Consider the following 22,762-nt stretch of genomic DNA (forward strand, 5'->3'; position numbering starts at 1 on the left):
GGCATCCGCGCTTGTGGCTTGTTTCACGAAAGCAGTTGCGCATGAGGGCGGAGTGTACTAGGGATTTTCGCACTCGCACTCGCCCGCTTCAACGCTTGAAAGCATCCTGGAGGTTCCGGATGGCCCTGTTCACCAAAGAGGAAGCCCTGCGCTACCATTCCACCGCGCGGAAGGGCAAGCTTGAAGTGGTTCCCTGCAAACCGTTCCGCAACCAGAAAGACCTCTCCATGGCCTATTCCCCGGGCGTGGCCGAGGCCTGCCGCGAAATCCACGCCGACCCCTCCAAAATTTTCGACTACACCAACCGCGGCAACAACGTCGCCGTGGTCTCCAACGGCACGGCCGTGCTGGGCCTGGGCAACATCGGCCCCAAGGCCGGCAAGCCGGTCATGGAGGGCAAGGGCTTCCTCTTCAAGATTTTCGCGGACATCGACGTCTACGACCTGAACATCAACGCCCCCACCGTCGAACAGGTGGTCGCCTTCTGCAAGATGCTCGAACCCTCCGTTGGCGGCATCAACCTGGAAGACATCAAGGCCCCCGAGTGCTTCGACATCGAGCAGACGCTCATCGAGGCCCTTGAGATCCCCGTCTTCCACGACGACCAGCACGGCACCGCCATCGTCTCCGCCGCGGGCCTGCTCAACGCCTGCATGATCACCGGCAAGAAGATCGAAGACCTGCGCGTGGTGGTCTCCGGCGCGGGCGCGGCCGCCATCGCCTGCACCAAGCTCTACGTGGCCATGGGCGTCGACCCCGCCAACGTGGCCATGTTCGACACCCGGGGCCACATCAACAAGAGCCGCACCGGCCTGCACGCCACCAAGGCCTTCTTCGGCGACGTGCAGAAGACCGAATACGCCAGCCTGGGCGACGCCATGAAGGGCGCCGACGTGTTCCTGGGCCTCTCGGTGAAGGGCGCGGTCACCCCGGACATGGTCAAGGGCATGGGCAAAGACCCCGTGATCTTCGCCATGGCCAACCCCGACCCCGAAATCTCCTACCCCGACGCCAAGGCCGCCCGCCCCGACGCCATCATGGGCACCGGCCGCTCGGACTTCCCCAACCAGGTGAACAACGTCTCCGGCTTCCCCTTCATCTTCCGCGGCGCCCTGGACGCCGGATCGCGCAAGATCAACGAAGAAATGAAGATGGCCGCCGCCAAGGCCATCGCCGAACTGGCCAGGGAGCCGGTGCCCTCCGAAATCTGCGACATGTACGGCGTGAAGGAGCTCAAGCTGGGCCTGGACTACATCATGCCCAAGGCCCTGGACTTCCGCCTGCTCGAATGGGAAGCCCCCGCCGTGGCCAAGGCCGCCTTGGACACCGGCGTGGCCACCATCAAGCTCGACCTCGAACAGTACAAGCTGGACCTGCGCAAGCGCATGGACGACGCCCACACCCGCATGAAGTCGTTCCTCACCACCTACGACCTCAGCGAGATCGGCTAGTTCCGACCCACGCACGATGCAACGGGGGCGCGCCGCAAGGCGCGCCCTTTTTCGTGGCGCTCGGGGGCGCATCCCCTCTCATTCCAGGCCACGCGGCCCATATCCGGCTTCCGGAAGCCGTGGGCAGCTCCGCCCCTCATGGACTCAAACCGGGACACAAGCCGGGCATTCCTCTTTTGCCCGGCTTGGTGTACGCCATCCCCATGACGCCCCGACACCTCGCCGCCCTGCTTTCCGTCACGGTCTTACTGCTGCTTGCCCCCATCCTGTCCTTGGCCCAGCCCGAGCCCTCCCCGGCCTCCCTGTCCCTGGAGGAAAAGATCGGCCAGATGCTCATGGTGGCCTTCAAGGGCCCGGCGGTTTCCCCCGAGATCCGCGAGATGATCGCCAAACGGCACATCGGCGGCGTGATCCTCTATTCCTCCTGGGGCAACGTGGAAAACCTCCGCCAGGTGGCCGCCCTCACGGCGGCGCTCCAGGCCGAGGCCGCCGCCACGCCCTCTGGGGTGGGGCTCTTCGTGGGCGTGGACCACGAGGGCGGCCCGGTGATGCGCCTGCGCGAGGGCGTTACGGTGTTCCCCAGCCAGATGGCCGTGGCCGCCACGGGCAACCGCGAGCACGCCCGGGCCATGGCCCGCGTGAGCGCCTCCGAACTGGCCGTGCTGGGCGTGAACATGACCTTTTCCCCCGTGGCCGACGTGAACTCCAACCCCGACAACCCCATCATCAACATCCGTTCCTTCGGCTCCGACCCCAACGTGGCCTCGCGCCTCGCCGCCGCCATGACCGAGGAGTTCGTGCGCGCCCGCATGCTCTGCACGCCCAAACACTTCCCCGGACACGGCGACACCGGCGTGGACTCCCACATGGGGCTGCCCGTCTCCGAGCACGACCGCAACCGCCTGGAGCGCGTGGACTTTCCTCCCTTCCGGGCCGCCATCCAGGCCAAGGCACCCGCCGTGATGACCGCCCACGTGGCCGTGCCCGTGCTGGATCCTTCGGGACTGCCCTCCACGCTCTCCTCCCGGGTGCTGGAGGGGACCCTGCGCAAGGAGTTGCGCTTCGAGGGGCTGGTGATCACCGATTCCCTGGGCATGGGCGCGCTCTCCAAAGGGGTCGGCACGGTGCGCGCGGCGGTGCTGGCGGCCAAGGCCGGGGCGGACGTGCTGCTCTTCGGGGCCGACATCGGACACGAGCCCCCCGAGCAGGCCGAGGCCTACGAAGCCCTGCTCGCGGCCGCGCGCTCCGGCGAACTGCCCATGGCCCGCATCGACCAGGCCGTGGAGCGCATCCTGGCCGCCAAGAAAGCCTACGGCATCCTCCAGGCCAAGGCCGTGCCGGACCGGGCCGCCCTCATCCCCTATCGCGTGGGAATCCCCGACAACATCCAGGCCGCCCTTGCCGCCGCCCAGGACAGCATCACCCTGCGCCACGACCGCACCAAGCTCCTGCCCTTCCGCCGGGGGGAACGCATCCTGGTGGTCTGGCCCGAACGCACCGCTTTCGATCCCGTGGCCAGCCTGACCCTGCCCGAGGGCGCGCAGCTTCTGCGCACCCCGCGCGAGCCATCGGCCCAGGACCTCCAGAACGCCGTGGAAGCCGCCCTCAAGGCGGACAAGGTGGCCGTGTTCACTTACGACGCCATCCGCAACCCGGCCCAGCGCAACCTGGTGAACACCCTGCTCTCCATGAAGCCGCAGTCGCTGATCCATGTGGCCCTGGGCGGCCCCTACGACCTGGCCCTCTTCCCCCAGGCCCCGGCCGGCGTGGCCACCTACGGCGACGTGCCCGTCTCCCTGGAAGCCCTCTCCAAGGCCCTGGCCGGGAGCATCCCCCTCACTGGCAGGCTCCCCGTGCGCCTGCCTTGAGCCCGGCCGTGGAGCCCTGCGTCAGCGTCGCCTTCGCGGAGTACGCGGTGAGCGTTCCGGCCCTGCTGGATCTGGCCGGGTAGGCCGGGCGCGGATCGGCGAGTGGGCTTGCGTCGCGCCGCGAGCGGCGGCGCTGTGTCCGGGGTCACGAAATCCTTGCCAACGGCCTGAGTTTCCCCTAATGTGCGCTTCCTTCGAGTTGCGGAGAGGTACCGAAGTGGCCGTAACGGGCCCGACTCGAAATCGGGTTGTGGGTTAATAGCCTGCACGTGGGTTCGAATCCCACCCTCTCCGCCATCTTTCCCCTGCCCCCATCGATCCCCCGTCTCCCTGCCTGAAGAGTGGCCTGACGTCCTTCCGGAAGCGCATTCATGCTGCACGGCCACGAATTCGCCACGGCCGGGCGCGTCTGCCATCCTCACCGTGCCTTTGGACATCGGGCGGTTCCTGGACGAACATACCCCCATGCCCTGAGTTCCCCCACGGATGCCGGAACGCAACGGGCCGGGACGCGCTCTCGGCGGCGTCCCGGCCCGTCTTCGATCGAGGGGATCGGGGGCTAGGCCAGGGCCAGGGCGTCCAGGCGGCCCTTCAGGGTCATGAGCACGGCGCTGCACTGGCGCAGGCGCTCCTCGGGCAATCCCTGGAGCATCAACTCGCTGAACTCACGGGCGATCTGTTCGAAGCGCTCCACCACGGGCAGCACCTTGTCGGTGAGGGTCACGTGCTTGCTTCGCCTGTCGCCCACGACCGACTCGCGCCGCACCCAGCCGCCCTCCTCCAGGCGGTCCAACAGCCGCACCATCGAGGAAGCCTCCATGGACATGGCGTCGGCCAGGGCCTTCTGGGTCATGGGCTGAGCTGCCATGGCCAGGTTCCAGACCACGGTCCACATGGCGGTGGAGAGCCCCATGGGCTTGAGCCGCTCGTCGAGCTGGTTGCGCCAGGCCTTGGCCACTTCATAGATCAGCAGGCCCAGCATGCGCGGCTCGCTCCGGTCGGCGCGGCAGCACTCAAAAGCCATGGCCGTCGTCCTCCCGGCGGTCCTGCCCCCGCAGGCCCCGTATCCTGGCCGCGGCGTTCATGATGATCTTGAAGAACACCGGGATGAAGAACGGGGCGATGAACGTGGCCGCCAGCATCCCGCCCACCACGCCCGTGCCGATGGCGTGGCGGCTCGAAGCGCCCGCGCCCGTGCTGATGGCCAGGGGCAGACAGCCCAGCACGAAGGCCAGGGAGGTCATGATGATGGGCCGGAAGCGCAGCTTGGAGGCCTCCAGGGCCGCCTCGTACACGCTCATGCCCTGTTTGAGCCGCGCAGAGGCGAACTCCACAATGAGGATCGCGTTCTTGGCCGCCAGGCCGATGAGCGTGACCAGGGCCACCTGGAAGTAGAGGTCGTTCATGAGTCCGCGCCCGAACGTGGCCAGGATGGCCCCGAACATGGCGAAAGGCACCGCCAGCACCACCGCCAGAGGCAGAGACCACCTCTCGTACTGCGCCGCCAGGATCAGGAAGACCATGAGGATGGCCAGCAGGAACACCATGGTGGACGTGCCGCCCGTGGCCTTCTCCTGGTAGGCCGTGCCGGTCCAGGCCAGGGTGTAGCCCTCAGGGAGCACTTCCGCCGCCAGGGCTTCCATGGCCGCCAGGGCCTGGCCCGAGCTGTAGCCAGGGGCCGGGCCGCCCATGATCTTGGCCGCCGGGAACACGTTGAAGCGCTCCACCACCTCGGGGCCGCTGGAGAGTTCCACGTCCACCAGGGCGGTGAGGGGGATCATTTCGCCCTTGGTGGAGCGCACGAACACGTCGCGAAGATCCTCGGGGCGGTCGCGGTATTCGGCCTCGCTCTGGAGCATCACCCGGAAGGTGCGTCCGAACTTGTTGAAGTCGTTGACGTAGTAGGCCCCGAAGGTGGACTGCATGGCCTCGAACACCGCGTTGACGGGCACGCCCAGGGCCTTGGCCTTGTTGCGGTCCAGGTTCACGCGCATCTGGGGCACGTTGGCCCCGAAGGTGGTGGAGAGCCTGCCCAGTTCAGGATGCTTGGCCCCGGCGGCGATCACCTTGTCGATCACGGCCGAGAGATCCTTGAGGCTGCCCTCGCCCCGGCTCTGGATGTACACCTCGAAGCCGCCGGTGTTGCTCATGCCCTGGATGGGCGCGGGGTTGAAGGCCAGGGTGAGTCCGCGCGGCAGGGCCATGCCCCGGCCGAAGGTGCGTCCCACCAGGTCCTTGGAGCCCTCGCCGGGCTTGGTGCGTTCCTCCCACGGCTTGAGCGTGACGAAGGACGTGCTGTAGTTGGAGCGCGTGGCCCCGGTGAGGAAGTCGTACCCCGAGAAGGTGATCACGGACTTCACGATGGGGTCCTGGAGGGTCATGGAGTCCAGGGCCCCGGACATGGCCAGAGTGTGGTGCAGGGCCGCGCCGTCTGGGAGGATGTTCACGGCCAGGATGAAGCCCTGGTCTTCGTCGGGGAGCAGGCCCGTGGGCACGGTGCGGAAGAGCCAGAGCGTGGCCGCGCCCAGCACGCCGAAAAGGGCCACTGCCAAAAGCGTGCGCTTGAGCAGAAAGGCCACGCCCCCGCCGTAGAGATCCGTGAGGCGCTCGAACCAGCGGTTGAAGACCTTGAAGAAGCCGCGCGGCTCCTTGTGGTCGCGCAGGAGCAGCGCGCAGAGGCTCGGCGTGAGCGTAAGCGCCACCAGGCCGGAGATGACCACCGACACCGCGATGGTGATGGCGAACTGCTTGTACATCTCGCCCGTGAGCCCGCCCAGGAAGGCCACCGGCACGAACACGGCGCAGAGCACCAGCACGATGGCGATGACGGGCCCCGTCACCTCCTCCATGGCCTTGGCCGTGGCCTCGCGCGCCCGCAAATGCTGCGTGCGCATGATGCGCTCCACGTTCTCCAGCACCACGATGGCGTCGTCCACCACGATGCCGATGGAGAGCACCATGCCGAAGAGCGTGAGCGTGTTGATAGTGAAGCCCAGGGCGTACATGCCCGCGAACGTGCCCACGATGGACACCGGCACGGCCAGGCACGGGATGAGCGTGGCCCGGAAGCGCTGCAGGAAGAGGTAGACCACCAGGAACACCAGGACCATGGCCTCGCCCAGGGTCTTGACCACCTCGTGGATGGAGACGCGCACGAAGGCCGTGGTGTCGTAGGGGATGGCGTAGCTCACGCCCTCGGGGAAGCGCTTGGAGAGCTCTTCCAGTTTGGCCTTCACGCGGTCGGCGGTGTCCAGGGCGTTGGCCCCGGAGGCCAGGAAGATGCCCAGGGGCACCGTGGGGTTGCCCATGCGCTTGCCCACGAAGGCGTAGTCCCTGGCGCCCAGCTCCACGCGGGCCACGTCGCCCAGGCGCAGGGTGGAGCCGTCGGGGTCGGCGCGCAGGATGATCCCCTCGAACTCCTCCACGGTGGTCAGGCGGCCCTGGGTGGTGACCATGTAGTTGATGTCCACCTGGCTCACCTGAGGTTCCTCGCCGATGCGCCCGGCCGCGAACTGGGAGTTCTGCTCCCGGATGGCCGTGGCGATGTCGCCGGGGGTGAGCTTGAGCTGGGCCAGGCGATCCGGGCGCAGCCAGATGCGCATGGAGTAGTCTTTCGCGCCGAAGATGACGGCGTCGCCCACGCCCTGGACGCGCTTGAGCTCGTCGATGACGTTCACCAGCGCGTAGTTGCTCACGAAGATGGTGTCGTAGCGTCCGTCGGGCGAGTCCATGGAGAGCACCATGAGCATGTTGGAGGTCTTCTTGCTCACGGTGACGCCTTGGCGGCGCACGTCCTCGGGCAGGAAGGGCTGCGCGGCCTGGACGCGGTTGTTCACGTTGATGGTGGCCTGGTCCGGGTTCACGCCCACGGCAAAGACCACGGAGATGCTCACGGAGCCGTCGCCGGCGCTGGTGGAGCGCATGTAGAGCATGTTCTCCACGCCGTTGATCTGCTGCTCCAGGGGCGCGGCCACTGTCTGGGAGATCACCTCGGGGCTCGCGCCCGGGTAGGCGGTCTGCACGCGCACCTCGGGCGGCACGATCTCCGGATACTGGGCCACGGGCAGCACGCGCATGGCCACCAGCCCGGCCAGCACGATGATCAGCGAGATCACCGTGGAGAACACGGGCCTGTTCAGGAAGAAACGCGAGATCACTTGCCGCCCTCCGCCTTGGGGGCCTGCTGCCCGGGGGCTCCGCCGGGGGCTCCTGAAGAAGCGCCCTCGGGGCGAACGTTCACCTTCGCACCGGGGCGCACCTTGATCACGCCTTCGGTGATGATGCGTTCGCCGCCCTCAAGCCCCTGCTCAACCAGGTAGCGGTTGCCCACCTGCTCGCCCAGGACCACGGGGCGCGGCTGCACCACGTCGGAGGCGTCCAGCGTCCACACGAGCGCCCCCATCTGGGTCTGAAGAACGGCGGCCTGGGGGATGGCCAGCGCGCCCGCCAGCCTGGCCCCGGTGAGGCGCACGCGCACGTACTGGCCGGGCAGCACCTCGGCCTCGGGGTTGGGGAACTCGGCGCGCACCTTCACCACGCCGGTGCTGGCGTCCATGATGGTGTCGGTGAAGTTGATCTTGCCGGGCTGTGCGTAGACCTTGCCGTCTGGCAGCATGATGGAGATGTCGAAGTCGCCCTTGTCGAAGGCGAGTTTGTTCTCGGCGCGCAGCTTGCGCACGCGGGTGTAGTCGGCCCCGGGCAGGGAGAAGTGCACGTAGAGGGGATCGAGCCGGGTGATGGTGGTGAGCAGGCTCGTTTCCGCGCCCGCCACGATCAGGCTGCCCTCGGAGCGCGTCTCCTTGCTGGTGATGCCGGAGATGGGGGCCGTCACCTTGGTGTAGCCCAGGTTGATGGTGGCCTCGCGCACCTTGGCGCGGGCGGCCTCGACCTCGGCCGTGGCGGTCTGGTGTTCCGTCACGGCGTCGTCGCGGTCCTTCTGGCTCACCACGTCGCCCTTGAAGAGGTTCTGCATGCGCTCCATTTCGCGCTTGGCCTTGGCAAGGCGCGCCTCGGACTGGCCGAGCGCGCCCCGGGCCTGGTCCAGGGCGGCCTGGAAGGGGGCGGGGTCGATCTCGAACATCACGTCGCCCTGGCGCACGCGGCTGCCTTCCTCGTAGGAGCGCTTGAGCAGGATGCCGCCCACGCGGGCGCGCACCTGAACCTCGCGGGAACCCGAAGTCTGGCCCATGTATTCGAAATTGAGCGGAATGTCCTCACGCTTGACGGTTTCCGCAACCACCATGGGAGCGGGCATGCCGCCTGCCGGGGCCTGGCCCGACGACTCCTTGGAACAGCCTGACAGCGCCACGAGCGCTGCCAGAAGCGCCGCGCAGGCGGCGCCGTGAAGGGATTTCATCCTGCGTACGTCCATGTTCCCTCCCTGGGGACGATGCCGGAAAGCCCCGGCATTTCATTAGCGAGCTAACTATTAGCTGTGCAGCGAGTGGCCTATCATGGAATCCGGGAAAGATGTCAATAGTTCACGGGGCGAAGGAACAGTCGGAACGGGGCTGCCGGCACAGGCTGATTTTCGGGATGGGCCGACTGGGCGCGCGGGATCGCTGGTCCCGCGGGCCTCGGCCGATGTCCGGGGGAGATGGGCGGGCGGTTGGCGTTCGGGGGTAGCCCGGGACTGCCGATCCGTCCGGTGAAATCAAAATGCCTTTGGGGGTCGTACGGCCCGGCGCGAAGGGGAGCGCATCGTCGAAGCGCCGCTCAGCGCTGGGAAAGCCAGGTGAAGAAGGCCCGGTCGTGCACGCGGATGTGCTTGACCAGCCAGTCCATCAAGTAACGCAACATGTCCAGTGAGGTCCATTCGCTGTCGGCCAGGGCGTTGCCGCCGAACTGGGCGGCCTTCTGCATGAAGGAGGTGTGAAGCGCCTTGTGGGCGACAAGGCCCGGCCAGGCAGAGCGCTCCATGAGGTCTTCCTCATGCTGGAAATGCGTGCGGGCATAGGCCTTCATGCCGTTGAGGGCGTCCAGGACGGCCTGCCCGAAGGCCTCGCGGCTCATGCTTTTGTCCAGGTCCACGATCATGCGGTAGAGGGTGCGGTGCTGTCCGTCGATGATGGGGTCTCCGACATCCAGGGTGGGGTCCCAAACGTCTGGTGCGTTGATCACTTGTGGGCCCTCCTCAACTCCTTGACGAGGCTTTGGGTGTTCTTGTCGCCGCCCGCCTGGCGGGCCACCACCCAGATGCCCCAATAGATGGGGATGTTGCGGTTCTGGGGATCTTCGAAGAAGGCGTCCAGCCCGGTGGCGATCTGGGCGGTGGTGAGGTTGTCCATGTACTTGGAGGTCTGGGCCATGATGCTCTCGATAACGTCCGTGCAGACGGAATAGTTGTCGCGCACCACGATGTGGATGAGCGACTCGGAGAGCGCCATGCCGTCGAAAAACCCGAGGATGACGTCGAGCTTCTCGGTTTCAGGGATGGTACGCCAGTAATGGCCGTCGCGCTTCTCCTGGGCCTGGGCCTGGGCGGCCAGGAGGAACACGGCGAGCAGGGCGGCGAGGGTCGCCCGGTTGACTTGGGACATGCACGCTTCCTTGGATGAAAACAGACCCCGAACACCCCACGTGAAGTGCGGGACCTTATCTTCCACCATCTATAGAAAAAGGCCGTGGACCCGTCCAGGACCACGGCCTCATTTTTCGGTCAGCGGCGCTTATTTTTTCAGCCAGCTCATCATGGAGCGGAGCTTGCCGCCGACTTCCTCGATCTGGTGCGCGGCGTTGACGCGGCGCATGGCCAGGAAGTGGGCGCGCCCGCCGGCGCGGTTTTCCATGATGAATTCCTTGGCGAACTCGCCGTGCTGGATCTCCTTGAGGATCTTGGCCATCTCCTTGCGGGTCTCGTCGGTGATGATGCGGGGCCCGCGCGTGTAGTCGCCGTACTCGGCGGTGTCGGAGATGGAGTAGCGCATCTTGGCCAGGCCGCCCTCGTAGATGAGGTCCACGATGAGCTTGAGCTCGTGGAGGCACTCGAAGTAGGCGATCTCGGGCTGGTATCCGGCGTTGACCAGGGTCTCGAAACCGGCCTTGATCAGCTCGGAGACGCCGCCGCAGAGCACGGCCTGCTCGCCGAAGAGGTCGGTCTCGGTTTCCTCGGTGAAGGTGGTCTGGAGCACGCCGGAGCGGGTGCCGCCCACGCCCTTGGCGTAGGCCAGGGCGATCTCGAAGGCCTTGCCGGAGGCGTCCTGATGCACGGCCACGATGCAGGGCACGCCGGAGCCTTCGGTGTAGACGCGGCGCACCATGTGGCCGGGGCCTTTGGGGGCCACCATGATCACGTCCACGTCGGCGGGGGGCACGATCTGGTTGAAGTGGATGTTGAAGCCGTGGCCGAAGGCGAGCACCTTGCCGGGCTTCAGGTTGGGCAGGATGTCCTTGGCGTAGAGGTCGGCCTGGTACTGGTCCTGGATGAGGATCATGATCAGGTCGGCCACTGCGGCGGCCTTGGAGGCCTCCATGGGCTCGAAGCCGTGCTCCTTGGCCAGCTTCCAGTTGGGGCCGCCTTCACGCTGCCCGATGACGACCTTCACGCCGGAGTCGCGCAGGTTCTGGGCGTGTGCGTGGCCCTGGGAGCCGTAGCCGATGATGGCCACGGTCTTGTCCTTGAGGAGGGAGAGGTCGGCGTCCTGGTCGTAGAAGACTTTCATCGAGGGGGCTCCTTATGGATGGTGCGAGAGAGTCGCATGGAATCGTGGGAGGAGAATTTTAGACGAAATTCGACAATTCCGCAAGCCGGAACGGCCGCACGCCAGCGCGCCCGGTGAAGCCCGCGGCGCAATGGCCGGGTCCAGTGTGGGGAGAGGCTGAAGAGGGCGGCGCCCTCTCCAGTGTTCTCTTCTCTTCCTTCTTGGCCTACTGCTGCATGCTCCGCTTCATGGCCACGGCCCCGGTGCGGGCCGTCTCCTTGATGCCGAAGCGCTGCATGAGGTTCACCAGGGCGGTAAGCTTGTCCTGCGTGCCGGTGATCTCGATGGTCATCTCGTCGAAGCCCACGTCCACCACCTTGCAGCGGAACACGTCCACGATGCGCAGGATTTCCGCGCGCTTGCCCTCCTCGGCCGAGACCTTGAGGAGCATCATCTCGCGCTCGACGTTCTTCACCTCGGTCAGATCCACGACCTTGATCACGGTGACGAGCTTGCGCAGCTGCTTGATGATCTGCTCGATGATCTGGTCGTCGCCGAAGGTGGTGATGGTCATGATGGAGACCCCGGCCTCCAGGGTGGGGGCCACGTTGAGGGTCTCGATGTTGAAGCCCCTGCCCGAGAAGAGGCCGGACACCCGCGAGAGGACGCCGGGCTCGTTCTCCACGAGAACGGAAAGGATATGGCGCATGGCGTCCTCCTAGACCAGGATCATTTCGGTGAGGGACTTGCCGGCGGGGACCATGGGATAGACGTTCTCCTCGGGGTCCACCACCACGTCCACGATGCAGGGCAGCGGGGTGGCGAAGGCCTTGCGCAGCGTCTCTTCCAGGTCCTTGGCCTCGGTGACGCGGAACCCCGCCGCGCCGTAGGCCTCGGCGAGCTTCACGAAGTCCGGGGCCACGTCCATGCAGGTGTTGCAGTAGTTCTTCTCGTAGAAGAGTTCCTGCCACTGGCGCACCATGCCCAGGTAGCCGTTGTTGAGGATGACGATCTTCACCGGCAGCTTGTAGCACATGGCGGTGGCCAGCTCCTGGATGCACATCTGGATGGAGCCGTCGCCCGCCACGTCGATGACGAGCTTGTCCGGGAAGGCCGCCTGCGCGCCGATGGCGGCCGGGAAACCGTAGCCCATGGTGCCCAGCCCCCCGGAGGTGAGCAGGGTGCGGGGCTTGCGGTAGTTGAAGAACTGGGCGGCCCACATCTGGTTCTGGCCCACCTCGGTGGCCACGATGCAGTCGCCCGAGGTGATGCGGTGGATGGCCTCCACCACGGCCTGGGGCTTGATGAAGCCGCTCTCGGCCGCGGGCTTGTACTGCAAGGGGTGTTCGGCTTTCCAGGCGGCGGTCTGTTCGATCCACTTGTCCTTGGGCGTCCAGCCGCCGGGCTCCTTGGCCAGGGTTTCCGCCTCGGCGTTGAGGGCCTGCAGGAAGAGGCGGCAATCGGCCACGATGGGCACGTCCACGCGCACGTTCTTCTGGATGGATGTGGGGTCGATGTCGATGTGCACCATCTTGGCCTTGCAGGCGAACTCGGAGAGCTTGCCCGTGACGCGGTCGTCGAAGCGCGCGCCCACGGCCAGGATCAGGTCGGACCCGGCGATGGAGTGGTTGGCCGCGTACGTGCCGTGCATGCCGAGCATGCCGAGCCAGAGGGGGTCGTCCCCGGGGAAACAGCCCAGGCCCATGAGCGTTGCCGTAACGGGCAGGTCGTGGGCGCGAGCGAGCCTCGTGAGCTCCTCCGAGGCCCCGGCGCTGACCACGCCGCCGCCCGCGTAGAGCACGGGGCGCTTGGCCTTGGCCAGCAGCTGGGCCACCTTGCGCACCTGCTTGGCGTTGGGCTCGCGGTGGGGGTTGTAGCTGCGCATGGAGACTTCGCCGGGCGGATACTTGAAGGCGCAGCGCTGCTGCTGCACGTCCTTGGGCAGGTCGATGAGTACGGGGCCTGGCCTGCCGGACCGGGCCAGGTAGAAGGCCTCCTTGATGGTCTTGGCCAGCTGGGAGAGGTCCTTCACCAGGTAGTTGTGCTTGGTGCAGGGCCGCGTGATGCCCACGATGTCCACTTCCTGGAACGCGTCGTTGCCGATGAGCGGCGTGGGAACCTGACCGGTGATGATCACCACGGGGATGGAGTCCATGTAGGCCGTGGCGATGCCGGTGACGGTGTTGGTGGCGCCGGGGCCCGACGTCACGAGGCATACCCCTACCTTGCCTGTCGCCCGGGCGTAGCCGTCGGCCATGTGGATGGCCCCTTGCTCGTGCCGGACGAGAATGTGCTTCAGGTTCGGGTAGTTGGGGAGCTGGTGATAGATGTCGATCACCGCTCCGCCCGGGAAGCCGAAGAGAACGTCAACACCCTCCCTCCCGAGGGATTCCAGGAGGATTTGGGCCCCGGTCAGTTCCATGATTTATTGCGCCTCCGCCTTGCGGTATTTGATAAGGATGGCTTCCATCCTGGTCTTGCCGGCGAGCTTCTTCTTCTTGAGTTCCTTCACTTCCATCAACTCGGTGGCGTTGAGGTAAGACTTGCTTTCGAGCTTCTCGATCAGCTTCTCGTACGCGAGGTGCTCATCGTAGAGCGCCCTGAGTTCCGCGTCCGTTTCGCTGACCTTTGCGATGAGTTCCAGATCGCGACTGTCCATGGGCGTCATCTCCTGTTGTGGGTTTTTGTCTCGTACCCTAAGCGTTTTCAGCGGCCGGCCAGACCGGCTCGATCCCGGGCCGCAGCCGCAGGGTCTTGCGCCGCGAGGTCTGGCCCGCCGAGAGTTCCAGAGCCGTCCTGGGCGTGCCCAGGAGCCTGGCCATGTAGGCCAGGAGGGCCTCGTTGGCCTTGTTGTCCACGGCCGGGGCCTTGAGCTTGAGCTTCAGGCGGCCGTCGGCCGTGCCGGTCACCTCGTCTTTCTTCGCGCCGGGGCTCACCCAGACGAGCAGCCGCCAGCCGCCGTCCTTGGCGTGTTCGGCCCAGAGCGGGGCGTCCACGGCTAGTCCTGCCCCTCGGCGAAGGTGAAGTCTCCCGATTCCGAATGCCTGGCGGCCTCCGCCGATTCCAGGAGCCGGAAATGCCCCTCCAGCAGATGGCGCATTTCCTGCTCGAAGGCCTCGCGCTGGCCGCGCATCTCGGCGATCTCCTCGATGACCCGGGCCTTGGCCAGATTGGCGGAGGCCACGATGCGCGCCCCCTCGGAGCGGGCTTCTTCGAGAATGCGTTGCGCTTCGCGGCGCGCGTTTTCGTTGATTTCGCCCACGATCCGTCGACCGGTGTCGAGAGCGCCCTGGATGTCCGTGGGGGGGCAGACCATGGCGCGGACCGGCGGCGGCGCGGGGACCTGGGCGGCTTCGCGTTCCAGCGCGGCCAGGCGTTCGAGAAGCCTGCGGTTCTCGTCCGCAGCCTGACCCAGCGCTTCCGCCGCGTCGTGCATGGCCAGGTCCACCTCGTCGGGGCAATACCCGCGCATGCACCGCGCGAATTTCTTGTTCAGGAGGTCGATCTTGGAGACCGTCACGGCACCTTCCCGGTTAACGCATCATGAACGCCATCTGGAGCAGCGATTCCACGATGAAGACCTGGCCGATGAACTGCAGCGCCAGGATCAGGACGATGGGAGACAGGTCGAACCCCCCCATCATCACGAAGGGAAGCGTGCGACGGATTCTGTAGAGCACGGGCTCCGTGGCCGAATAGAGGAAGCGGATGATGGGGTGGTAGGGGTCCGGGCGCACCCAGCTCACCACGGCGGCGATGATCACGATCCACTTGTAGGTTCCGAACACGAAATCCAGGATGAGAGCGACGGTTTTCAGAAGAGGTCCAAGAAAAGGCATACGTTCCTCGTTGTTCTGGCAGCGCCGTTCGAGTGGCGGCATGGTCAGAGTCTCACACGCCACCGGGCAAATCAAGGGCTTTCTCCTCAGGCGCGCTCAAGGCGCATGCGGAAGCCCTCCCGCAGGGCCTCGAAGCTCGAAACGTGCAGGTGCGCGGCCAATGACGGGTTCTTGTAGGCCCAGAAGGGCACTCCAGCGGCCCTGGCGGTGGCCTCGTCCACATCGCTGTCGCCTATGAAGGCCACGTCGTGGCGCGTGAGATTCCATTCGCGCAGGATGCGGTGCACGCCTTCGGGATTGGGTTTTGGATGCTTCACGTTGCCTGCGGTGACCACCGGGAAGAAGTAGTCCGTGAGCTCGAAGTTCTCCAGGAGCATTTCCATGGAGTTGGTGCGGTTGGTGTTCACGCCCAGGCGGACGCCCCACTCGCGCAGGGTGTCCAGGAACTCCGTCAGGCCGGGCTCCAGAAAGGTGAAGGGGATCAGCTCGGAGTAGTCGATCTCCTTGCGGGCGGCCTCGGCCTCGGCCAGGCGCTCCTGGGGCACGATGTGCGCGATGGAGATGAACACCGCGTTGGCGTGCACGAAGTCCTCTTCCTCGGGCGTCATGGGCAGCATGCCCAGCCTGCCGCGGATGATGTTGTAGAACATCCTGTTGGAATCCTTGGAATCCACCAGGACGCCGTCGCAGTCGAAAATCACGCCCTTCACGCCCTGGGGCACGAGGGTCGGCTCCACCTTGCGCGCGCGCATGCCCTACCCCCTCACCGGCACGAGGACCGTGCGTTCCGCGTCCAGCCAGGGCCGGGCCGGGTCGCTCCGGCGCGACAGACACAGCCGCCAGCCCGGCGCACGGGCCGCGCGGTACGCCCCCGCGAGGCCCAGAGCCGCCGTGAGGGCGGCATCGGCCGGGGCGAAGGCCACGCCGAATTCCTCCCAGGACGAGGCCAGCGCCTCGTCCGAGGCGTGCAGCCCGCACTGGGGAGGCAGCACCGTGAGCGCCGCATCCACGAACACCGCCAGGGGAAGACCCGGCCCCGCAGGCACGAGGTCCGGCTTCGCGCCCGAGAGCGCGGCCTCCTCGCCGCCCAGGGGATCCTCCTCGTCCAGGCCCAGGGTCTTCTCGAAGTCGGCCCACTGGCCGTCGAGCTTGGCGGTCAGGCCGTCCAGCTCGCGGGAGACCTCCTCCAGGGCCCAGGCCAGGCACAGTTCCGCCTGGGCGCGCGCAAGGGCGCGCTTGCGGATTTCCTGGTCCTGACGGCCTTCAAGCGCGGCCTCCAGGCCGTCCTTGATGGCAAAGCTGGTGGAACCGTAGGCGTCCTGGAGCGACGGGGCGTAGGCCGAAACGTCGGCCACGCTGCGCGATTCCCGGGCCAACTGGGTGAACTGCGCCGTGAGCGCCCGGGCCGAGGCCTCGTCCAGGGGCAGGTCCGGGGGCCGGAACCAGCGCCCCGGAGGATCGGCCGGGGCCAGGCCCGGGTCGAGGAAGCGCACCGCCGGAGGCACGTCGGGGGCGGCCTGGGGCGTCAGGTCGGGCACGTGGATCAGAAGGGAGACGGTGTCTTGGCTCATACGGAGTGCATCAATCCCGTGGTTGGGGTGAGAAGTTCCGGCAGCGTCCGTCGCAGGAGGGCAGCCGGAGGACGCAGACGTCGCCCAGGCAATGCGCGCAGCCGGGAAAAGCATTCATATCACCGGGCTGGCGATCCTGACAACCCGCATCCTGGCGGCAAAGTTCCAGAAAGCGCCGTTCCCAGAGGTCCGCCGCCGTGGACTCGCTGAGCCCGAAAGCCTCGGCCCGCGTGAGAAAGCCGTCGTAGAGGCCGTGCAGCTCCAGGACCACGGTGCAGCGGTAGGACGTCTGATAGCCCGGGTTCAGGGCCTCCTCGTAGAGGCAGCGCCCGGAAACGAAATGCCGGCAGCCCCCGGCGGGCAGACGCACCAGGCGCGTCATGGATGGCGCCTTCCTTGACCGGGGCTGCGCCGCGTTGTAGCCTTGCGGAAACTTATCCGCCGGAGGTTTCGCATGTTCGGTCTGGGCTTCTGGGAACTGCTGATCATCCTCATCGTCGTCCTGCTGTTCTTCGGAAGCAACAAGCTCCCCGAGTTGGGACGCGGCCTGGGCAAGGCCATCCGCGAATTCCGGGGCTCCACCTCGGACAAGGACGCCGTGGAGCGCAAGAACGGACCGGACGACTCCCGCAAGAGCTAAGCCCGCCCCTGGCCCGCGCCGAAAAGGGCCAGCCCCCGGGCCACGTAGTGGATTCCCGAGGCGAGGGTCAGGGCCGCGGTGATCCACACCAGCGCCCCGGCCAGGGACGCAAGCCATGCCCCGCCCGCATCCAGGGCCAGGGCGAAGGCCGCCAGCACCAGCCCCATCTGGGCCGCCGTGGTGGCCTTGCTCACGGCGCTCGGGCTCATGCGCCCGCGCATGTCCTGCCCCCAGTAGGTCAAGAGCGCGATGCCCCCCACGATGAGCACGTCGCGGCTCACCACCGCCACGGCCAGCCACCCGGGAATCCACCCCTCCACCGCCAGGCAGACGTAGGCTGCGTCCAGGAGCATCTTGTCGGCCAGCGGGTCCAGGATCGCGCCCAGGGCCGAGCGCTGGTCCAGCACGCGGGCCAGGAAGCCGTCCAGGGCGTCGGTGACGCCCGCGAGGAAGAAGAGCGAAAGCGCGGCCCAGCGGTCCTGGTCCACGAAGAGGGCCACGAAAAGCGGAGTGAAAAGGATGCGCGCCATGGTGAGCGCGTTGGGGATGGTCCAGTTGGGGTTGCGGGGGGCCATGGCTTAAGGAACCTCAAGCGAAGAGCGCCGTCAAGGCCGAAGCGAGGCCCCGGGCGACGCTGGCGCGCCGGTCCGCATCGGAGAGGAACGCCTCCTCCCCCGGGTTGGAGAGAAATCCGGTCTCCACGATCAGGGCCGGGCATCCGGCCTGCTCCAGCACCTTGAAGGGGCCGTGCCCCGCCGCGACCCTGTCCAGGGGGGGCGGCAGCGTAAGCTCCCGCGCCAGGGCTGCCGCCGACGCCTCGCTGGCCGCGCGGCGGCGCTGGACCCGCCAGGAGAGGACCAGCTCCGAGGCATCGGGCCGGGAGACGCGCGGCGCCTGCAGGGGCTCGAAGCGGCTGACGCCGTTCTCCAGGTCCGCCACGGCCGCGGCCTCTTCGCCGGAAGGTGCGGACTCGTGCCGGTAGATCTCCACCCCGCCCCGACCGGGAAGCCCGGCCCCGCAGTGCAGCGACACGAACAACCGCGCCCCCGTGAGCCCCGCCACGGCCGACCTGGCCCACAAGGGGACGGAGTGGTCCGCCTCCCGGGTCAGCGCGGCCCAGGCCTTGCCCGAGGCGTTGAGCGCGACGGCCGTCTTGAGGGCGATGTCCAGGGTCGCGTCCTTCTCGGCCAGGCCGGAAGCGCCCGTCACGCCCTTGTCCGCTCCGCCGTGTCCCGGATCGAGCACGAGAAGCGGCAGGCCCGGGGCGCGTCCCTTGGCGGCGTAGGCCTCCATTTCGGCCCTGGCTTCCTCCTCCACGCGCGAGGCCCTGCGGTGCCGGGGCTCCTTGCGTGCGGGCTGGGGCAGCGGTTTCTGGGCCAGGATGTCCAGCATCATGCGCGCGTAGCCGTCGGCCGGATCAATGCGCAGGGCCATGCGGAAGCTTTCGGCCGCCGGGCCGGGCTGCCCGGCCTGGACCTGGGCCCGCCCCATGAGGTTGAACACCCAGGGGTTGGCGGGCTCTAGCCTGGCGGCCTCCCGGAGCGCCGCCAGGGCTTCGCCCGGCTTGCCTTCCAGGAGCAGCGCATGGCCCTTGGAGGCAGCCTCCTGTCCGCTCGCGGCAAGGGCACGCAGGGCAGGACCGGGCAGGACCATCGCCAGCCCCGCGACAGACAGGGCGGCCAGGGCGCGGCGGCGGTTCACCCCGCGCCCTCCCCTGCCCCGGGACGATCCCGCTCCAGCCAGGAGCGGGCATGGGAGACGAGCGCGGCGGAGTCGCCGGGAACGAACCAGCGGACGTGGGGATCGCGCCGGAACCAGGTTTCCTGGCGTTTGGCGTAGGCCCGGGTGTTGGCCAGCCAGAGACGGCAGGCCTCGACCAGGTCGGTGCGCCCAAGAAGGTGGTCGCGCAGTTCGGCGCAGCCGATGCCGGAGAGCCCCGGGGCTTGGGGATCGACGCCGGAGTCCAGGACCGCGCGGATCTCCTCCACGGCCCCGGCGGCGAGCATGGCTTCGATGCGCCGGGCCAGACGTCGTTCCAGATCGGGCCTGGCGACGCGAACGCCCAGCCGGAAGCTGTCGAGTTCCATGGGGCGCTCCAGGCGCGCGTGCCAGGCGCTGAAGGTCCGGCCCGTGGCCTCCAGGACCTCCAGGGCGCGGGTGACGCGTTGGCGGTCGTTGGCGTGGACCTTGGCGGCGTAGGCGGGATCGGCCCGGCGCAGAAGCGCGTGCATGGTCTCGGGGCCTTCGTGGTCCCATCGTTCCTGGACGGCGGCGCGCACGGCCTCGGGCACGTCCGGGATGGGGGCCAAACCTTCAAGTAACGCTTGAAAATAGAGGCCGGTCCCGCCCGTGAGGATCGGCACGAGACCCTGCGCCAGGACCTGGCGCACGGCCCCGGAGGCCTGCTGGGCGTAGGCCCCGGCGGAGACGGACTCTTCCAGGGGCAGGAAGCCGTAGAGATGATGGGGACAGCGCGCCTGCTCGTCCTGGGTGGGCTGGGCCGTGGTGACGGGCACGCCCCGGTAGACCTGGCGCGAATCCACGTTGACCACCGCCCCGCCCAGGGCCTCGGCCAGGGCCAGGGCCGCGTCGGTCTTGCCCGTGCCCGTGGCCCCCAGCACGCACAGGACCCTGGCCGGGGATGGACTCATCCGTGCTTCCTGCGGGGCGAGCCCGGCCCGAAGCGCTCTCGCAGCCTGCGCATGACGGGTTCGGGGACCAGGCCATCGTAGTCGCCGCCTGCCTTGGCCACTTCCTTGACGATGGTGGAGCTGATGTAGAGCCACTTGAAGTCGGTCATGAGGAAGATGCTCTCGATGTCCTTGTCCATGCGTCGGTTCATCAGGGCCATCTGGAACTCGTGGTCGAAGTCGGAGACGGCGCGCATGCCGCGCAGGATCACGCTGGCGCCGGCGGAATGGACGTAGTCCACCAGCAGGCCGTGGAAGGGCTCCACGCTGATGCGCTCCTCCTGGGCGAAGACCTCCTGGATCATCTCCACGCGTTCGTCCAGGGTGAAGAGGGTCTGCTTGGGGGTCTGGCGGGCCACGGCCACAATGATGCGGTCGAAGACCTTGAGGGCGCGGCGCACCAGGGAGCGGTGCCCCATGGTCAGGGGGTCGAAGGTTCCGGGATAGACGGCGGTGGTGTGGTTTCGTTTCGGGTCCATAGGAGAATCCTGGTCTGTCCGTAGAGCCTGTCCGTCTCCTGGGTCCAGGACGCGGGCGGGGTTGGGGTGAGGGTCTTTTCCACCTCCACGGCCACCATGGCCAGCGGGGCAAGCCAGCCGCGCGCCTCCAGCAGGGCCAGGGCCGGGTCCAGCAGGTCTCGGCCGTAGGGTGGGTCCACGAAGACGAGATCGTACGCCGCATGGGGCGGTTTGCGCAACAGGGCCAGCGCGTCCGCCGTATCGGCGTTGAAGCGGCGAGGTTCCAGGCCGAGCCGCCGGGCATTCTCGGCGATGCGCCGGGCCAGGGTCTTGTTGGCCTCCACGAAGCGGACAAAGGCCGCGCCCCTGCTCAGGGATTCGAAGCCCAGGGTGCCCGTGCCCGCGAACACGTCCAGCACGCGCGCGCCGTCCAGCTCCACCCCGCGCGCGGCGAGCATGTTGAAGAGGGCCTCGCGGACCTTGGCCATGGCCGGGCGGCAGCCGTCGCCCTCCAGGGTGGGCAGGTCGCGGCCCTTGAAGGTTCCTCCCAGGATGCGCACGGGCTATTCCAGCAGGTCGAACCGGGAGAAGCGCAGCACCATGCCCGCCCGGCCCTGGGTTGCCGAGCGCAGCTCGGTGGAGAAGCCGAAGAGGCGGCGCATGGGCGTGAGCGCCTGCACCACCTTCTGCCCGCCCCGGTCGAAAAGGTTCTCGATCTTGGCCCCCTTGGACCCCAGAAGCCCGATCACATCGCCCACGAAGTCGTCGGGCACGGCGATCTCCAGCTCCATGATGGGCTCCAGAAGCGCGGGACCGGCAGCGCCCAGGGCGGTCTTCAGGGCCTGGGAGGCCGCCATGCGGTAGCCCACGGCCGAGGACTCGCCCTCCAGACGCCCCAGGGACTCCACGCGCACCGAAACGTCCAGCACTGGGAAGCCCTGGAGCGCTCCGGCGTTGAGCCCGTCCTCCAGCCCCTCGGCCACGGCGTCCAGCCAGGCTTTGGGCCAGGCCTTGGCATCCATGGGCACATGGATCTCCCGGCCCTTCTCGCGCGCCAGGGGGGCCACGCTGAGCGTCACCTGTCCGTAGTGTTTCTGGCCGCCCAGCTCGCGGTGGAATTCGGCTTCGCCGCGCGCCTCGCGCGTGACGGTCTCCTGGCAGACCACCTGGGGCTTGCCCGCGCGCGGGGAGAGCCCGTGCTCGCGCCGGATGCGCTCCAGCACCACGTCCAGGTGCAGTTCGCCCATGCCGGAGAGGATCAGCTGTCCTGTCTCCTCGTCGTGGATCAGGGTGAGGGTGGGGTCCTCCAGGAGAACGCGCTGCACGGCCTCCTTGAGGCGGTCCAGCTCCTCGGTGTTGCGAGGCTCAAGGGCCATGGAAATCACGGGGCGGTACTGGGAGATGCTCTCCAGAAGCACCGGATGGGCCTTGTCGCAGAGGGTGTCGCCGGTGCGCGGCAGCTTCATGCCCGCCAAGGCCACGATCTCGCCCGGCCCGGCCTTGGCAAGGGGCTCCTTCTGGCTGGCGTGGAGATGGAAGAGCCTGCCCAGGCGCTCCACCTTGCCCTGCGTGGCATTGAGCGCGTCCGCCCCCTCGGCCAGGGTTCCCGAATAGACCCGCGCCAGGGCCAGTTTGCGCCCGGCCTCCATGATCACCTTGAACACCAGGGCGGACAGGGGGGCCTTGGGGTCGGGCGGCAGCTCCACGGACTTGCCCGTGTGGGCGTGGACGCCCACCTGCGGCGCGATGTCCAGGGGGCTCGGCAGGTAGTCCAGCACGGCGTCCAACACGGGCTGCACCCCCACGTTGCGCAGGGCAGACCCTGTCAGCACGGGGGTGACGGCGCGCGCCACGCAGGCGCGGCGCAGCACGGTCCGCAGGTTGGCCGCCGGAATGTCCTCGCCGCCCAGGTAGGCCTCCATGAGGGCGTCGTCGTGCTCGGCCAGTGTCTCCAGGAGCTTCACGCGCCAGGGGTCCGCCATGGCGGCTTCGGCGGCGGAGAGGGGCTCGCGATTGGGGGAACCGTCGGGGAAGGTGATCTTTTCCCAGGTGATCAGGTCGGCCACGCCGGAGAAATCCGCGCCTGCCCCCAGGGGAAACTGCACGGGCAGCGGGTTGGCCCCGAGGCGGCGGCGCATGGAGTCCAGCACGGCCTCGAAATCCGCGCCCGGGCGGTCCATCTTGTTCACGAAGGCCAGTTTGGGCACGCGGTAGTGCTCGGACTGACGCCACACCGTCTCGGACTGGGGCTCCACCCCTGCCACGGCGCAGAACACGCCCACGGCCCCATCGAGCACGCGCAGCGAGCGCTCCACTTCGATGGTGAAGTCCACGTGCCCGGGCGTGTCGATGATGTTCACCTGGCGGCCATCCCAGAAGCAGGTGGTGCAGGCCGAGGTGATGGTGATGCCGCGCTCCTGCTCCTCGGGGAGGTAGTCCATGGTGGCGGTGCCTTCGTGCACTTCGCCCATGCGGTGGATTTTGCCCGCGTAGAAGAGGATGCGTTCGGTGAGCGTGGTCTTGCCCGCGTCGATGTGGGCGATGATGCCGATGTTGCGCAAGGCCTCGATGCCTTTTCGGGAGCCGGGAGGGTGGGTCGCCATGG

At 67.7% G+C, this 22,762-nt stretch carries 24 protein-coding genes and 1 tRNA gene; 4 read left to right on the top strand and 21 right to left on the bottom strand.

Translation table 11 applies throughout. The annotated features are described in order from the left end of the window. Positions 1-119: 119 nt before the first annotated feature. The 3 genes from NNJEOMEG_RS12000 (at position 120) to NNJEOMEG_RS12010 (ending at position 3,616) form a co-directional block, all read left to right on the top strand. Positions 120-1,451, top strand: coding sequence for a malic enzyme-like NAD(P)-binding protein (locus NNJEOMEG_RS12000; protein WP_173084738.1), 1,332 nt, complete (start codon positions 120-122; stop codon positions 1,449-1,451). 203 nt (positions 1,452-1,654) lie between these two features. Next, positions 1,655-3,319, top strand: a complete 1,665-nt coding sequence (locus NNJEOMEG_RS12005; RefSeq protein ID WP_173084740.1) for a glycoside hydrolase family 3 protein — start codon at positions 1,655-1,657, stop codon at positions 3,317-3,319. Positions 3,320-3,522: 203 nt separating this feature from the next. Next, positions 3,523-3,616, top strand: a tRNA-Ser gene (locus NNJEOMEG_RS12010). A gap of 262 nt (positions 3,617-3,878) precedes the next feature. Here the strand turns inward: NNJEOMEG_RS12010 and NNJEOMEG_RS12015 are convergent. From NNJEOMEG_RS12015 to NNJEOMEG_RS12085, 15 genes are all read right to left on the bottom strand, one after another. Beyond that, on the bottom strand, positions 3,879-4,343 hold the full coding sequence (locus NNJEOMEG_RS12015; protein ID WP_173084742.1) for a MarR family winged helix-turn-helix transcriptional regulator: 465 nt from the start codon (positions 4,341-4,343) through the stop codon (positions 3,879-3,881). Then, positions 4,333-7,476 carry an efflux RND transporter permease subunit gene (locus NNJEOMEG_RS12020; RefSeq protein ID WP_173084744.1) on the bottom strand — a complete coding sequence of 1,048 codons (3,144 nt, stop codon included), beginning with the start codon at positions 7,474-7,476 and terminating at the stop codon, positions 4,333-4,335. The genes NNJEOMEG_RS12015 and NNJEOMEG_RS12020 overlap by 11 nt, the downstream gene beginning before the upstream one ends. After that, positions 7,473-8,690, bottom strand: coding sequence for an efflux RND transporter periplasmic adaptor subunit (locus NNJEOMEG_RS12025; RefSeq protein ID WP_173084746.1), 1,218 nt, complete (start codon positions 8,688-8,690; stop codon positions 7,473-7,475). Before NNJEOMEG_RS12025 ends, NNJEOMEG_RS12020 begins: the two co-directional genes overlap by 4 nt. Positions 8,691-9,034: 344 nt before the next feature. Further along, the gene (locus NNJEOMEG_RS12030; RefSeq protein WP_173084748.1) at positions 9,035-9,439 is read right to left on the bottom strand and encodes a bacteriohemerythrin; all 405 of its coding nucleotides are present in this window, start codon (positions 9,437-9,439) and stop codon (positions 9,035-9,037) included. Then, positions 9,436-9,858, bottom strand: a complete 423-nt coding sequence (locus NNJEOMEG_RS12035; protein ID WP_173084750.1) for a hypothetical protein — start codon at positions 9,856-9,858, stop codon at positions 9,436-9,438. The genes NNJEOMEG_RS12030 and NNJEOMEG_RS12035 overlap by 4 nt, the downstream gene beginning before the upstream one ends. A 129-nt stretch (positions 9,859-9,987) precedes the next feature. Next, on the bottom strand, positions 9,988-10,980 hold the full coding sequence (gene ilvC, locus NNJEOMEG_RS12040; RefSeq protein ID WP_173084752.1) for a ketol-acid reductoisomerase: 993 nt from the start codon (positions 10,978-10,980) through the stop codon (positions 9,988-9,990). Positions 10,981-11,185: 205 nt separating this feature from the next. Beyond that, positions 11,186-11,668 carry an acetolactate synthase small subunit gene (gene ilvN, locus NNJEOMEG_RS12045; protein ID WP_173084754.1) on the bottom strand — a complete coding sequence of 161 codons (483 nt, stop codon included), beginning with the start codon at positions 11,666-11,668 and terminating at the stop codon, positions 11,186-11,188. A gap of 9 nt (positions 11,669-11,677) precedes the next feature. Beyond that, positions 11,678-13,381, bottom strand: coding sequence for a biosynthetic-type acetolactate synthase large subunit (ilvB, locus tag NNJEOMEG_RS12050; RefSeq protein ID WP_173084756.1), 1,704 nt, complete (start codon positions 13,379-13,381; stop codon positions 11,678-11,680). A gap of 3 nt (positions 13,382-13,384) precedes the next feature. After that, the gene (locus tag NNJEOMEG_RS12055) at positions 13,385-13,618 is read right to left on the bottom strand and encodes a DUF465 domain-containing protein (RefSeq protein ID WP_173084758.1); all 234 of its coding nucleotides are present in this window, start codon (positions 13,616-13,618) and stop codon (positions 13,385-13,387) included. Between the two features lie 37 nt (positions 13,619-13,655). Continuing rightward, positions 13,656-13,955 (bottom strand): DUF167 domain-containing protein, encoded by a 300-nt coding sequence (locus tag NNJEOMEG_RS12060; protein ID WP_173084760.1) that lies wholly within the window; start codon positions 13,953-13,955, stop codon positions 13,656-13,658. A gap of 2 nt (positions 13,956-13,957) precedes the next feature. Beyond that, entirely contained in the window at positions 13,958-14,479 is a 522-nt protein-coding gene (locus tag NNJEOMEG_RS12065) for a DivIVA domain-containing protein (protein ID WP_173084762.1), read from the bottom strand. Positions 14,480-14,492: 13 nt separating this feature from the next. After that, on the bottom strand, positions 14,493-14,798 hold the full coding sequence (locus NNJEOMEG_RS12070; RefSeq protein ID WP_173084764.1) for a YggT family protein: 306 nt from the start codon (positions 14,796-14,798) through the stop codon (positions 14,493-14,495). Between the two features lie 86 nt (positions 14,799-14,884). Beyond that, positions 14,885-15,550 carry an HAD family hydrolase gene (locus tag NNJEOMEG_RS12075; protein ID WP_173084766.1) on the bottom strand — a complete coding sequence of 222 codons (666 nt, stop codon included), beginning with the start codon at positions 15,548-15,550 and terminating at the stop codon, positions 14,885-14,887. 3 nt (positions 15,551-15,553) lie between these two features. Beyond that, entirely contained in the window at positions 15,554-16,369 is an 816-nt protein-coding gene (locus tag NNJEOMEG_RS12080) for a hypothetical protein (protein ID WP_173084768.1), read from the bottom strand. A gap of 10 nt (positions 16,370-16,379) precedes the next feature. After that, positions 16,380-16,751 carry a hypothetical protein gene (locus NNJEOMEG_RS12085; protein ID WP_173084770.1) on the bottom strand — a complete coding sequence of 124 codons (372 nt, stop codon included), beginning with the start codon at positions 16,749-16,751 and terminating at the stop codon, positions 16,380-16,382. Between the two features lie 72 nt (positions 16,752-16,823). Between NNJEOMEG_RS12085 and tatA the strand changes: the two genes are divergently transcribed. Next, positions 16,824-17,009, top strand: a complete 186-nt coding sequence (gene tatA, locus NNJEOMEG_RS12090; protein ID WP_173084772.1) for a twin-arginine translocase TatA/TatE family subunit — start codon at positions 16,824-16,826, stop codon at positions 17,007-17,009. Here tatA and NNJEOMEG_RS12095 read toward each other — a convergent pair. The 6 genes from NNJEOMEG_RS12095 to fusA are packed head-to-tail and all read right to left on the bottom strand — an operon-like array spanning position 17,006 to position 22,760. Further along, on the bottom strand, positions 17,006-17,584 hold the full coding sequence (locus tag NNJEOMEG_RS12095) for a CDP-alcohol phosphatidyltransferase family protein (protein WP_173084774.1): 579 nt from the start codon (positions 17,582-17,584) through the stop codon (positions 17,006-17,008). The genes tatA and NNJEOMEG_RS12095 overlap by 4 nt on opposite strands. Positions 17,585-17,597: 13 nt before the next feature. After that, the gene (locus NNJEOMEG_RS12100; protein ID WP_173084776.1) at positions 17,598-18,710 is read right to left on the bottom strand and encodes an N-acetylmuramoyl-L-alanine amidase; all 1,113 of its coding nucleotides are present in this window, start codon (positions 18,708-18,710) and stop codon (positions 17,598-17,600) included. Continuing rightward, positions 18,707-19,660 carry a tRNA (adenosine(37)-N6)-dimethylallyltransferase MiaA gene (gene miaA / locus NNJEOMEG_RS12105; RefSeq protein ID WP_173084778.1) on the bottom strand — a complete coding sequence of 318 codons (954 nt, stop codon included), beginning with the start codon at positions 19,658-19,660 and terminating at the stop codon, positions 18,707-18,709. The genes NNJEOMEG_RS12100 and miaA overlap by 4 nt, the downstream gene beginning before the upstream one ends. After that, entirely contained in the window at positions 19,657-20,178 is a 522-nt protein-coding gene (coaD, locus tag NNJEOMEG_RS12110; protein ID WP_173084780.1) for a pantetheine-phosphate adenylyltransferase, read from the bottom strand. The genes miaA and coaD overlap by 4 nt, the downstream gene beginning before the upstream one ends. Beyond that, a complete protein-coding gene (gene rsmD / locus NNJEOMEG_RS12115) occupies positions 20,121-20,717 on the bottom strand; it encodes a 16S rRNA (guanine(966)-N(2))-methyltransferase RsmD (RefSeq protein ID WP_173084782.1) in 597 nt (198 codons plus the stop codon). The genes coaD and rsmD overlap by 58 nt, the downstream gene beginning before the upstream one ends. Positions 20,718-20,720: 3 nt before the next feature. Then, positions 20,721-22,760, bottom strand: coding sequence for an elongation factor G (fusA, locus tag NNJEOMEG_RS12120; RefSeq protein WP_173084784.1), 2,040 nt, complete (start codon positions 22,758-22,760; stop codon positions 20,721-20,723). Between the last annotated feature and the right edge of the window lie 2 nt (positions 22,761-22,762).

Origin of the sequence: Fundidesulfovibrio magnetotacticus (genome assembly GCF_013019105.1) — a bacterium.
Lineage (GTDB): Bacteria > Desulfobacterota > Desulfovibrionia > Desulfovibrionales > Desulfovibrionaceae > Fundidesulfovibrio > Fundidesulfovibrio magnetotacticus.